This is a genomic window from Pseudoduganella dura, assembly GCF_009727155.1.
Taxonomy (GTDB): Bacteria; Pseudomonadota; Gammaproteobacteria; order Burkholderiales; family Burkholderiaceae_D; genus Rugamonas; species Rugamonas dura.
The window spans coordinates 5377068-5388692 of the sequence record NZ_WNWM01000002.1 but is presented as its reverse complement, the minus strand read 5'-3'; the positions used below and the strand labels follow the sequence as shown (position 1 = coordinate 5388692).

The 11625-nt window shown below is 65.2% G+C and carries 10 protein-coding genes; 2 read left to right on the top strand and 8 right to left on the bottom strand.

The features are described from left to right. Position 1: 1 nt before the first annotated feature. The 7 genes from GJV26_RS23675 to GJV26_RS23645 all read right to left on the bottom strand — a co-directional run bounded on the left by GJV26_RS23675 (position 2) and on the right by GJV26_RS23645 (position 7628). The gene (locus GJV26_RS23675; RefSeq protein WP_155711128.1) at positions 2 to 853 is read right to left on the bottom strand and encodes an HpcH/HpaI aldolase family protein; all 852 of its coding nucleotides are present in this window, start codon (positions 851 to 853) and stop codon (positions 2 to 4) included. Between the two features lie 54 nt (positions 854 to 907). Next, positions 908 to 1891, bottom strand: coding sequence for a DODA-type extradiol aromatic ring-opening family dioxygenase (locus GJV26_RS23670; protein ID WP_155711127.1), 984 nt, complete (start codon positions 1889 to 1891; stop codon positions 908 to 910). Between the two features lie 56 nt (positions 1892 to 1947). Continuing rightward, the gene (locus tag GJV26_RS23665; protein WP_229419411.1) at positions 1948 to 3249 is read right to left on the bottom strand and encodes an MFS transporter; all 1302 of its coding nucleotides are present in this window, start codon (positions 3247 to 3249) and stop codon (positions 1948 to 1950) included. A 65-nt stretch (positions 3250 to 3314) separates the two neighbouring features. Then, the gene (locus GJV26_RS23660) at positions 3315 to 4166 is read right to left on the bottom strand and encodes an amidohydrolase family protein (RefSeq protein WP_155711125.1); all 852 of its coding nucleotides are present in this window, start codon (positions 4164 to 4166) and stop codon (positions 3315 to 3317) included. A 46-nt stretch (positions 4167 to 4212) separates the two neighbouring features. Continuing rightward, complete coding sequence (locus tag GJV26_RS23655; RefSeq protein ID WP_155711124.1) at positions 4213 to 5238, bottom strand: amidohydrolase family protein; 1026 nt, start codon at positions 5236 to 5238, stop codon at positions 4213 to 4215. Positions 5239 to 5278: 40 nt separating this feature from the next. After that, positions 5279 to 6268: a PhnD/SsuA/transferrin family substrate-binding protein gene (locus GJV26_RS23650; protein WP_155711123.1), complete on the bottom strand. Its 990-nt coding sequence runs from the start codon at positions 6266 to 6268 to the stop codon at positions 5279 to 5281. 235 nt (positions 6269 to 6503) lie between these two features. After that, positions 6504 to 7628 (bottom strand): lactonase family protein, encoded by a 1125-nt coding sequence (locus GJV26_RS23645; protein WP_155711122.1) that lies wholly within the window; start codon positions 7626 to 7628, stop codon positions 6504 to 6506. Positions 7629 to 7845: 217 nt separating this feature from the next. Between GJV26_RS23645 and GJV26_RS23640 the strand changes: the two genes are divergently transcribed. Together GJV26_RS23640 and GJV26_RS23635 are read left to right on the top strand one after the other, a co-directional pair. Continuing rightward, positions 7846 to 8721 (top strand): helix-turn-helix domain-containing protein, encoded by an 876-nt coding sequence (locus GJV26_RS23640; protein ID WP_229419410.1) that lies wholly within the window; start codon positions 7846 to 7848, stop codon positions 8719 to 8721. Between the two features lie 193 nt (positions 8722 to 8914). Continuing rightward, a complete protein-coding gene (locus GJV26_RS23635) occupies positions 8915 to 10804 on the top strand; it encodes a TolB family protein (protein WP_155711120.1) in 1890 nt (629 codons plus the stop codon). 240 nt (positions 10805 to 11044) lie between these two features. Here the strand turns inward: GJV26_RS23635 and GJV26_RS23630 are convergent, their stop codons facing one another. Then, entirely contained in the window at positions 11045 to 11620 is a 576-nt protein-coding gene (locus GJV26_RS23630; RefSeq protein WP_155711119.1) for a helix-turn-helix domain-containing protein, read from the bottom strand. Positions 11621 to 11625: the final 5 nt, after the last annotated feature.

The window sequence follows — 11625 nt, the reverse complement described above, 5'->3', positions numbered from 1 at the left end:
GTCAGTAGCCCGCCATGTCGCGCGCCTTGCCGATCACGCCGTAGCTGCGCTGCGGGGCCGACATCAGGAACTTGTAGCCTTCGCCCAGCAGGCGCTCGTAGTTTTTCGCGGTGACGTGCGGATTGCCCACCACCACCTTGTGCTTGTGGCAGGTCTCGACGATCTGGCGCATCGCATCGAGCACCTCGGGGTGTTCGTATTGGCGCGGCAGGCCCAGTTCCTGGCTCAGGTCGCCCTCGCCGATCAGCACGAAGCCGATGCCGGGCACGTTGGCCAGCATGTCGTCCAGGTTGCCGATGGCCTGCGTGCTCTCGATCATCAGGCCCACCAGGATCTCGCCCTGCGGCGCCAGCGGCCACACGTCGGCCTTCGCATAGTATTCCTGCTGCGTCAGGCCCCAGTAGCGGGCCGCGTTGGCCGGGCCGTCGCCGCGCACGCCTTTCGGCTCGTACAGCGGCGCGTTCTTTGGCCGGGCGTAGCGGCACGATGCCACCGCGTTATAGGCCTGCTCGACGGTGGCGACGTGCGGCGTGATCACGCCGTAGACGCCGCGGTCCAGCACCTGCTTGGCGAAGGACTGGTTCATTTCCACGCCGTTGGCCGGGATGCGCGCCAGCGGCGTGACACCCGGGGCCACGGAGCCGGCGTCGGCGATCTGCCTGCGGTTCAGCAGGTACTGCAGCGCATCGCCCAATGCCGACACGTCGTAGGGGTTGTGCTCCATTTCGAACACGATGCCGTCGTAGGGTGCCTCGCTCATGTCGATCGCGCTCTGCCTGTCGATCTTGGAGAAGGCGGTGAAAGCCGGCTTGCCCTGTTCCCAGGCGCGGATGATGCCGTTCAGGCGGCTCATTTTGTTTCCTTGCTCATGATAGTCCTTCGTTATGTTTGATGATGGTGATACCGACTACCCGGCGCGCCAGTACATGAAGCCCATGCCTTCGCCGGTGCCGGCGGCGGTGCGCCAGCACGGCACGTAGTCCACCAGCGTCATCGGCGCGCCGGTATCCTGCATGGCCTTCATCACGCTGACGTACAGCTTGATCTCGGAAGTGCCCGACTGGTAGTAGCCGTCTTCCACGGCGGCCAGTCCGTCGTAGTCGTAGTCGGCCAGCATCTTCATCACGCGGTGGTCGAATTCCTCGTCGTTGACGAAATGCGACAGCCCGCCAGAGGCGAAGATGCCCACCCGCACGTCGGCAGGCCAGGCCTTGATGGCGTCGCGCAGTACCCTGCCGAACTCGATGCAGCGCGCCATCGACGGCTGCGTGGGCGGATAGAAGCAGTTCATGATGACCGGCACGTGCGGCGGCGGATTGTCGTCCATGATCTGGTGGTAGACGAAGCTGTAGGCATGCGGCGCCACCGGGTAGTCCGGCAGGGGCTTCATCCACACGTTGTCCGGCCACGCGAACAGGTCGGTCAGGTCGAAGCCCTCGGCCTGGAAGGCCTTGATCAGGTACTGCGCCAGCTCCGGGTGGCACTGGTGCGTCACGTGATGGTCTGGCGCGTAGACCGAGCGCTGCGGCGGGCCGTTGTGCACCTCGGCACCGCTGTAGATTGCGATAGACGGCGAGAACTGGGTGAAGATTTCCTTCTGGTCCTTGCCCAGGATGATGGCTACGTCGATGTCGGCATCGCGGTAGGCGTCGGCCATCCTGTCCAGCGCGGCGCGGCAGCGTTCCGCGCGCGCGGTGCGTTCCTCGATGGTGAGATACGGTTCGAAAGCCGCCTCGCGGTGCGCTTCCAGTTCCGGGTAGGTCCAGGTGCGGTTGCGGAACCACAGTTCGGGGTTGTTCCGGTCCCGCTCGCCGTTCTTCAGCCAGTCTTCCGGTGCCTGGCCGAGCATGCCGCTGTGGGGCACCGCCATGCCGAATACGATCTTTGCCATGTTGATCCTCGTGTTATAGGTTTTTATGATTGCCGTGTGACGGCTGACGACACCGCTCAGCTTCTGCCCAGCGCTTCCTGCGGCGCCGGGGCTGCCGGCGCAGGGTCCGCTACCTTCGGTGCCCACTTGCGCTGCAGCAGGATCACCGTGCTGCCGGCGCCGATCATCAGGAAGATAAAGATCGCCATCATCGGCAGGCGGTAACTGCCGCCCACGTGCAGCAGCCACCCGGACAAGCTCGCCGAGACGCCGCCGGCCAGGCTGGTGGCCACCTGCTGCAGGCCGGTGTTCAGGCCGATTGCCTGCTTCGGGATCAGCGTGAGCTTGCACAGCGTGGTGTTGTTGGCGGTGGCCAGGCCCAGCAGCGACAGCGACAGCACGTTCCAGAACAGCGCCATTTCCAGCGTGGGCGCATAGGCGCCGAGCAGCACGGTGGTGCCGCCGATGAAGCCGGTCACGACGAAACTCTTGCGCACCAGTACCGCATCCCGACCCCGGGCGATCAGCCGGTCCGCAGCCCACCCGGCGATGGTGGCGACGATGGCGATGCCGACGAAGCTGAAGAACGTGTACAGCCCCGACTTCGTCAACGACAGGCCACGCTGCTCGACCAGGTAGGCCGGCATCCACGCCATGCAGTAGAAGGTGAAGTAGCCGTAGCAGAAGTTGTTGATCATGCCGCCCCAAACCACCGGGCTGGCCAGCAGGCTGCCGACCGTGATCGAGGCCGCCGCCTTCTTGCGCACCACCAGTTCGGCCTTCGACGGATAATCGTTTTTCAACATCAGCAGCCATGGCGCCAGCCACAGCAGGCCGGCCAGGCCGGTCGCCACGAACATCAGCTGCCACGAGTGCTGCACGATGAACCACGCGGCGATGGGCGCGCCGATGGCCGGGCCGATCTTGCCGCCCATCGCGAAGATGCCGACGGCGAAGCCCTTCTGGCTCTCGGCGAAGTTGTTGCCCATCCAGCGGTAGCTGGCCGGGATCACGATGGCTTCGGCCGCGCCGACGATCAGGCGCATCAGGATCAACGCGCCCAGTGTCGACACCAGGCCGGTCAGCGCCGTGGCCACGCACCACAGGGTGAAGCACACGGCATACGGCCACTTCACGCCGTAGCGGTCCACCATCCATCCCATCGCCAGCTGGAACAGCCCGTACGACCAGAAGAACGTGGAGTTCAGCCAGCCGCGCTCCACGCTGGTGAGCCCGAACTCCTTGACGAAGTTCTTGTCGGCCAGCGCCGAAGACAGGCTGGTGCGGTCGATGAATGAAATCAGCAGGCCGACGGCAAGCAGCGCCAGGATCGGCCAGGGATTGAATGCCGCGGGGGCTTTTGGGTGATCGGACGTCATGTGATCGGTCTCCATCCGTCCGCTTTTTAGCGGACATTGTTATCGGTTGCTTCTCGATGCACGCGTCAGGCCAGCGCCGGATACAGGGTCAACGCAGTCCTGCTGAAGATCCATTCGCGATCTTCCTCGCTCAGGCTCGCCAGTCCTTCCTGCGCGGTCGCCAGGATGTCGGCCAGCGTGCCCGGCGAGGTGGGGAAGTTCGATCCCCAGGCCATGCGCTGCGCGCCGAACGCCTCGACCACGCGCGGGAAGAACGTGTCCGGCCGGGCGTCGCCCTTGCGCACGTCGCCGAAGATGCGCGGCGTCAGCTTCAGGTGGATGTTCGGCAGCGATGCCAGGTCGAACAGGCTTTGCGCTTTCGCGTACGGCGCGCCGTCCGCCACTTCCGGGCGGCCCAGGTGATCGAGGACGATCGCCACGTTCGGGAAGCGTTTCGCCAGCGCGGTCACCTGCGGCAGGCCGACGGGTCCCGTCTGGATGCACATCGGCAAGCCCAGTTCGGCGCACAGTTCCCAGGCAGGGAACGCACGCGGATCATCGAGCTCGCTGGGGTCGAATTCCTTCGTGCTGCCACCGGTGAACAGGCGCAGGCCCGCCAGGCCGCGTGCCCGCCATTCGCGGATGCGTTGCTGCGCATCTTCCTGCAGCACGTCGACGGAGCCGACGGCCGCGAGCCGGCCCGGATATTTCGCGCAGCCGTCCACCACGTAGCTGTTGTCGAAGCCGTAGGTGGTCGACGAGTGCACCACGGCGGCCTTGGCCACGCCGGCTTCGTCCATCGCGGCGATCAGCGTCTCGACCGTCGTCGGGCGTTCCTGCGACCATTCCGAACGCTTGCCGAACAGCGGCGCGGGCGGATAGGCCTGCTCGTCGTCGGAGATGATGTGGGGATGGATGTCAACGATCTGGTAGGTCATGCCTGTCTCTCTGTATTCTGGTTGCGGTAGGTTGCGCCTGTCCGGATTACTGGCCGCGCGCCTTCAGGCGCGCATCGAGGCGCGGGTAGACACGGCGCGCATTGCCTTCGAAGATCTTGTAGCGGTCTTCGCCGGTCAGCGCGGCGCAGGCATCGAGGTAGCGCTTGGTGTCGTCGAAGTATTCGCCCGTGTTCGGGTCGCGGCCACGCACGGCGCCGATCATCTCCGAGCCGAACAGCACGTTGTCGGTCGGGATCACCTTGGTCAGCAGCTCCACGCCGGGATGGTGATACACGCAGGTATCGAAGAAGATATTGTCCAGCAGCCCTTCCAGGGGCCGGTTGGCCATCTCCAGCGACATGCCACGATAGCGGCCCCAGTGATACGGCACCGCGCCGCCGCCATGCGGGATCACGAAGCGCAGCGTGGGGAAATCCTTGAACAGGTCCGACTGCAATACCTGCATGAAGACCGATGTGTCGGCGTTCAGGTAATGGGCACCGGTGCCGTGGAAGCACGGGTTGCACGAAGCGGCCACGTGGATCATCGCCGGCACGTCCAGTTCGCACAGCGCCTCGTACAAGGGATACCACTCGCGGTCGGTCATCGGCTTGCCGGTCCAGTAGCCGCCGGTCGGATCCGGGTTCAGGTTGCAGCCGACGAAGCCCAGCTCCTCCACGCAGCGGCGCAACTCGGGAATGCTGTTGGCCGGCGCGGCACCGGGCGATTGCGGCAGCTGACAGACCGGCGCGAAGTTGTCCGGGTACAGCTGGGTGACACGCAGCACCAGGTCGTTCGAGATTTCCGCCCATTCCAGGCTGGTGCGCTCGTTGCCAAGGTGGTGGCTCATCAGGCCGGCGATCGGCGAGAACAGCGTCAGGTCGCTGCCGCGCTCGCGCTGCAGCTTCAGCTGGCCGTGGCCGATCGCTTCGCGGATCTCGTCGTCGGATACAAAGGATTCCTCGCGCTTCGGCCCGTTGACGGGGTCGTTGGCGAATTCCACCTGTTTGGCGCGGAAGTCGCGGAACGATTTCGGGACGGTGGTGAAGTGGCCGTGGCAATCGATGATCATGTTGTTGGTCTCCTGGTGGTTCTTGTCTGTCGATTCTTGTCTAGTTGTTGGCCGACGGCGTTGCCAGTGGATCCACGAACAGTTCGCCGATCGACATGCGGCGCGGCGTCAGGCCCTGCTTGAACGCGGTGGCTTCCAGCGTCTCGATGGTCTTCAGGTTTTCCTGCAGGCCGTACGGCAGCGGGTCGTGGCCAACGATCTTCTGCAGCTCGCGGTATTTCTTGTCTCCGGCGCTGTTCGCTTCGCCGGCATCCAAACGTGCCAGCCATTCGTTTTTGGCCTGCGCGAAGGCGTCGTAGATCGAGCGTGCCACCCATGGGTGCTCGGCCAGCACCGAATCCTTGACGACGATGGTGCCGTGCATCGGATACACGCCGGTGCGGGCGTAGTATTCCTTCTCGATTTCCGCCGCGTTCGGCAGCAGGTCCGGGTAATCGGCCTCGACTTCCTTCCAGCCGCCGGTCGGCGCGCCGGTGCGACCGATGCCCGCGGCGCCGCCGAAGCCGGCCACCAGTTCGCCCTTGGCCATCATGTCGGCCAGCGAACTGCCTTCCGGTGCATGGATCACGTTTTCCGGCAGCTTCAGCTGGGTGACGTGTTCTTCATCGTCCACCACCCAGGTGACCTTCGAGGAATCCAGGCCGAACTCGTCGATCAGTACCTGGCGCGTCCACACGCCGGTGGTGACCGAATAGGCGCGCACGCCGACCTGCTTGCCTTCCAGGTCTTTCGGGTGCTCGATGCCGGCGTCGGGGCGCACCAGCAGGCCGCCGTGGTGGAAGCGGCGCACCACGAAAATCGGTAGTGCCACGAACGGCGCGCCATAGGCCCGGGCGATGATGTAGGTCGTCGGCGCCAGTTCGCAGACATCGAATTCCACGTCGCGTACCATGCGGCGGAAGGCGCCGATCTGTGGCTGGACAGTGACGAATTCGGCATCCACGCCCTCGATCGGGATCGAGCCGTTGCGGATGGCCGAGGTATGTGGATGTTCTGCGATAGCGATCTTGAGTTTTACCTTGTTGGCCAACGTGTTCTCCTTGGTTGTTCTGGCCAGCGGCGCGGCTTGCACGGCGCTTCGCTGAAGTGTTGTATCGAGTAGCCAGAATATGGGATGGGCGGTGGCGCGTCTCTGCACAAAATTCAGATTCGCTGGCATTTTTCGCGGGCCGCCCTGCCATGGAACCCGCCAAGAAAAAAGCGGCCGTCATGGGCCGCCTTTCCTGTCTTTTCCTGTCCTTTCCTGCCCTGCCTGCGCTGGCGGGTCACCGCACGAAGGCGATGCTGACGGGACTCGGCACGTCGACCGCCTGGCCGGTTGCCGCCAGCATGCCGGTGACGGCATCGATGCCGAACAGCGCGACCTTGCCGCTGCGCTGGTTGGCCACCAACAGCCATTTCCCGGAAGGATGCAGCGCGAAGCCCCACGGCACTTCGCCGCCGGACGGGATGCGCTGTACCAGGGACAGCTGGCCCGTCGCGGCATCGGCGCGATATGCCTGCAGCGCATGCTCGCCCCGGTTGGCCGCGTAGACGAACCGCCCGTCCGGGCTGGCGGCGATTTCGGAACCGCTTTTATTGCCCTGGAAGCCGGCGCTGGAAATAGGCACTGTTTGCACCGGCGCCAGCCCGCCATGTTGCGCATCCCAGCGCAGGGTCATGATTTCCGCCGCCAGTTCGTTGAGCACGTAGACAAAGACGCCGCCGGCGCCGAACGCCAGGTGGCGCGGGCCGCTGCCAGGTGGCGCCGCGAACGAACGGGGCCGTGCCGCATCGTCAGGGACCAGCGCACCACTGCCGGGATCGAACCCATAGATGAATACGCGATCCGCGCCCAGGTCGGGCACCAGCACGTAGCGGCCGGAAGGATCGATGGCGACGGAATGCGCGTGGGCGCTCCCCTGGCGGCGGTGCGGGCCGGAGCCGGCCGACCGCAGCGTCGTTACCAGGCCGCGAAGTCCGCCGTCGGCGTTGACGGCAATGCTCGATGCCGAGCCGCTGCCGAAATTCGCCGCGAACATCGTCGTTGCCGCCGCATCCAGCGACAGGTACGTGGTGCCGCTCCCTCCGGCCGGCGCGTCCCCCATGCGCACGAGAGCGCCCGTGGCGCGATCGACAGCGTATGCGCTCACCTTGCCGTCCTTTTCTTTTGCGTTGTCGGCAGCATAGAGCACCGGCAGGCGGGGATGCGCCAGCACCCAGGTCGGCGCGCCGCCTTCGGCGACGGTCCCGATCGACGCCAGTTTTCCGCTGCCGGCGTCGAAGCGCAGCGCGTATACCTGGCTGGCCTGGGTGCCGACATAGACCAGTTCGGCCGCGAAACCATCTGCGCTGGCCAGCACGGCCGCCAGCGAAATCCATGCGGAAGTCCTGCGCAAGAATCGCGTCATGCCGGCCGTCTCCATTGTCGTTGTGAACAATCCAGCGTATTCGCTGTGTTGTCCGGCGTCTCTGCACAAATAGCAGATTCACTGTCACTTTTCAGTAATCGGGCCGCCCCGGCCATTGAGCCCGCGCCGATGCGGGCCTAGAATGGCACGGACCCGCCAAGGAGACAAGATGACACATAGTGCGATAACAAAACGTCAACATCACTCGGGTAATGAAATGACGCTGACGACCGTGCCGAAAGTGCGGCTGTACGTCGAGCGCCCCGAGACGGAAAGCTGGTTCGTGAACGTGGGTCACGTGACGGACCGGGGCCGGTGGCGCACCGCGCCGCATGCCCATCCCGATTACGGCCAGGTGATCTTCGTGCGCAGCGGTTGCGGCGTGATGAACCTGGAAGGCTCCAGCGTGCGCTTCGAAGGCCCGTGCGCACTGCTGCTGCCGACCGAAAGCGTGCATGGCCTGGACTATGAAATGGATGTGGACCGCTGGGTGGTCACCATCGAGCGCTCGTACCTGAGCCAGGTGAACGCCAAGCTGCGCGAATTCACCCGGCTGTGGGCCCAGCCCCGCGTGATCCCCCTTTCCTACGCCCGCGACGCCGCCAGCGGTTTTCTCGACGTGGTCGGCAAGCTGGAACGGGAAGTGGCCGAGAAACCGCTCGGCCACGTGGCGGGTACCGAAGCCCTGCTCACTTCCCTGCTGCTGATGCTGGCGCGCGGCACCGAGCTGGAACATCCCGAAGGCGAAGCGGGCTCGCGCAACGACATCCGGCTGGCGGAACGCTTCCGCGACCTGATCGAGCAGCACTACCGCGAGAACCTGGCGCTGCAGGACTATGCGTCGATGCTGGCCGTATCGCTGGTCCAGCTGCGCGCCGCCTGCGCGTCCGCCATGGGTCAAAGCCCGGCCAAGATGATCCATGCCCGCATCATCACGGAGGCCAAGCGCAACCTGATCTTCGGCGACATGTCGATGGAGCAGATCGCCTTCGGGCTGGGCTTCTCGAATGCCGCGTATTTCACCCGCTTCTTCCGCAAGGAGGTGGGGCAGGCGCCGAGCCAGTTCAGGATCACTTCGCGGCAGCAGCAGTAGGAGCAGCACGGGCGGTGCACGCCCCGCCCGTGCTGCACAAAAGTGCCAGCGAACTTCACTTTTGTTCAAAGACTTCGCCCACGCGCGCACGCCATACTCTCCGCCAGGGCCGGTGCGATCACCGGCCCGACCTGACGTCCGGTGACCCGCCGGAGACGCAACGTCGACCCCATAATTATTATCAGGAGAACAAATGGATCGCAGAAAAATCCTTCGCCTGCTTGGCTCGGCCGCGGCCGCGGCGCAGATGCCGCTGGCAGGCATGGCATGGGCGCAAGGCGCCTCCGACGCCGCAAAGAAGAAGGGTGTGATGCTGATGAACCGGATCGCGCCGTCGATCTCGGAACTGTATATCGCGAACCTCGACGGTTCCAACGAGCGCAAGCTGCTGCCCGATACCGCGTATGAATACAACGCCAGCCGTTCGCCCGATGGCAAATGGCTGCTGTTTACGTCCGAACGCCGCGGCGACGGCCAGTCCGATATCTACCGCGCCCGCGCGGACGGCAGCGGCATCGAGCCGCTGGTGACGAACGACGCGATGGACGATACCGGCGTGCTCTCGCCGGACGGGAAAATGCTGGCGTTCGTGTCCACCGCCAATGGCTACCGCACAAACGTCTGGCTGCGTGACATGACTACGGGGCGCCTGAGGCAACTGACCGGGATCGGCAAGATCCGCGGCAAGGATGACAACAAGCCGGACGGCTATTTCCGCCCCTCCTGGTCGCCGGACGGCAAGTGGCTGGCCTTCTCCAGCGACCGCGACACCGGCTGGACCGGCCACGACGAAGGCCACGGCTGGGAACACACGCAGGAACTCTCCATCTACATCGTCCGCCCGGATGGCACGGGCTTGCGCAAGGTGGCCACGCGGCCAGGCTACTGCCTCGGGTCGCCGCAATGGTCGCCGGACGGCAAGCGCATCGTGTTCTACGAAATGACCGTCGAGGCCACCTGGGGCGCGCGCCGGCCGAACTACATCGGCAAGGCGTACTCGCAGATCGTGTCCGTGGACGTGGCCAGCGGAGAAAGAATCGAGCACACGACCGGCACCGACCTGAAGCTGCAGCCGCAATACGTGAACGCCACGGAGATCGGCTACCTGGTCAAGTACGGCCCGAACGAGGGCCTGGCCTACACGTCCGGCCGGGCGCCGGTGAAGCAGGCCTTCCTGCGCTCGCCCAGCTGGACGCCGGACGGCACGTCGGTGATCTACGAGAAGGTGTCGTTCAAGCCGGTGCGCCCCCTGTTCAAGCCGCTGTTCAGCTGGGACAGGAATTGGGACTATCGCCACGTGGATGTGTATCCGCAGATGTCGCGCGACGGCTGGATCGTGTTTACGGAAAAACAGCTGGGCAACAGCTCGCTGTTCATCATGCGGCCGGACGGGTCGGAAAAGCGCAAGGTCTTCGAATCGGAAGGCCATGGCCTCGACCTGGCGAAGGTGCGCATGGGCCTGGCCGGCGCCTTCCAGCCGGCCTGGTCGCCGGACGGCGAATGGATCGCGTTCGGCCTGGGCTACTGGTTCGCCGAACGCAACACGATGACCGCCGCGCTGTGGCGCGTGCGCCGCGACGGCAGCGGCGCCGAGCAGCTCACCGACGGCACGCTGCACTCGGGCTTCCCCAGCTATTCGGCGGACGGCAAGGAGCTGGTCTACCGTGTGTGGGGTGCCAAGGAAAAGGGCTTGCGCGTTCTCGACCTGGAAACGCGCAAGGCACGCGTGCTGACCGAAGGGCTGGACAACCTGCCCGGCTGGTCGCCGGACGGCAAACGCATCGTGTTCACGCGCCGCGGCGACGACGGCAACTACGATATCTACACGATCCGGCCTGACGGCAGCGGCCTGTTCCGCTGCACCGACCACCCGTCGAGCGACGGGCACGCGGTGTGGAGCGCGGACGGCCGCATCCTGTGGAGCGGGTCGCAGCACGGCTTCCGCGACGAGGCGGCGTTGTACGAGCAGACCTTCCAGCAGTACGGGCAGATCTACATCATGAACGCCGACGGCAGCGGCAAGCGCATCCTCACGGACAGCCGGTGGGAGGATTCGATGCCGCTGTATCTGCCGGGAGGTTGAGCCGGACAAGGCTGGCGGCGGCCGGCAAGGCAGAACATGGGCGCCGGCTTCCAATAATGGTTGGTGTTCTGGTGTATCAGTTTACGCCGCTGCGCTGCAGCGTTGACAACGCATGCCGGTGTCGCGTCTGACTTGTCATGCGGCGTGGACAGTGTCGTCCGCGGCACTTCAGCCTGGACGATCAAGATTCGGCCAGCGACCCTGCCCGCCTTGCCCGGCGCGTCGCCATCCCAGCCGTCGTCAACACGCGCTGCGGAGCCGGTACCGCAGAATATCCAGCTCTCGCAGGACACGCTCGAAGCAGCTGATCCATTCCGTGGCCTGCTCCGTAGGCATCATCTTCACCGGGGCACGGGCAAACATCGCCTGGCCAAGGCTGGATTCCAGGTGCTTGATAGCCTGGCTCACGGCGGGCTGCGTGACACAGCCTGCCGTGGCAACGCTGGGCATGTGGCCCTGTGCGGCGAGCAAAACCGCCAACCGAAGGCGGCTTTCGTTAAACAGCGCGGCAACCTCGGCCACGGGGCCGATCCGACCCGGCGATGAAAGCGCTTCGGCATGTACGCCGACCAGCTCGGCCCGGATCTTGCGCACATGCTGGCGGACCAGGTCGCCATGCGCCGTTAGCCGCAATCCGGAGGCCGTGCGATCGAACAGGGTCGTGGCCAGCATGCCTTCAAGGCTGGCAATCGCGCGCGTCAGTGTGGACGGTGCCTTGACCAATGCGTCGCAGGAAGCGCGGATGCAGCCGTATTCGGCAACGACGGCGAAGACATGAAGATAGCGCAGCAGGTCCGTTCGCATGGGCAGCAGCAATACGC

Bases quoted from the DNA above. Each gene is read 5' to 3' on its own strand.
- GJV26_RS23655 (WP_155711124.1), bottom strand. From the start codon at position 5,238: ATGATCATCGATTGCCACGGCCACTTCACCACCGTCCCGAAATCGTTC.
- GJV26_RS23660 (WP_155711125.1), bottom strand. From the start codon at position 4,166: ATGACCTACCAGATCGTTGACATCCATCCCCACATCATCTCCGACGAC.
- GJV26_RS23645 (WP_155711122.1), bottom strand. From the start codon at position 7,628: ATGACGCGATTCTTGCGCAGGACTTCCGCATGGATTTCGCTGGCGGCC.
- GJV26_RS23635 (WP_155711120.1), top strand. From the start codon at position 8,915: ATGGATCGCAGAAAAATCCTTCGCCTGCTTGGCTCGGCCGCGGCCGCG.
- GJV26_RS23675 (WP_155711128.1), bottom strand. From the start codon at position 853: ATGAGCCGCCTGAACGGCATCATCCGCGCCTGGGAACAGGGCAAGCCG.
- GJV26_RS23670 (WP_155711127.1), bottom strand. From the start codon at position 1,891: ATGGCAAAGATCGTATTCGGCATGGCGGTGCCCCACAGCGGCATGCTC.
- GJV26_RS23665 (WP_229419411.1), bottom strand. From the start codon at position 3,249: ATGACGTCCGATCACCCAAAAGCCCCCGCGGCATTCAATCCCTGGCCG.
- GJV26_RS23640 (WP_229419410.1), top strand. From the start codon at position 7,846: ATGACGCTGACGACCGTGCCGAAAGTGCGGCTGTACGTCGAGCGCCCC.